This window comes from Saccharothrix sp. ST-888 (assembly GCF_000955975.1).
Taxonomy (GTDB): Bacteria; Actinomycetota; Actinomycetes; order Streptomycetales; family Streptomycetaceae; genus Kitasatospora.
Window position 1 is genome coordinate 1 of sequence record NZ_JYJF01000895.1, and the last position, 312, is coordinate 312.

The 312-nt window shown below is 78.5% G+C and carries 1 pseudogene; it reads left to right on the forward strand.

Features of this window, described 5'->3' with window-relative positions:
- Positions 1-135: pseudogene (locus UK12_RS45465) on the forward strand (30S ribosomal protein S3); the annotation flags it as partial.
- Positions 136-312 lie beyond the last annotated feature (177 nt).

Here is a 312-nt window from a genome sequence, read left to right on the forward strand (position 1 = left end):
CTCGTGGCTCAGGGCGTCGCGGAGCAGCTGTCCTCCCGCGTGTCGTTCCGCCGTGCCATGCGCAAGTCGATGCAGGGCACCATGAAGTCCGGCGCCAAGCGCATCAAGGTCCAGTGCTCCGGTGGTCGCGGCGGCGGGCTGGGGCAAGGGCCCGGCGGGTGGGGAGGGGGGTCGGCGCGGCCGGGGTGGGGGGCGCCGGGGTGGCGAGGGGGGTGGCCGCGGGCGGCGTGCCGCCGCGGCGGGGGCCGGCGCGGCCTCGGGGACTGAGGCGGCGGCTGCCGAGAAGACCGGAACGGAGGCCGGACCCCATGC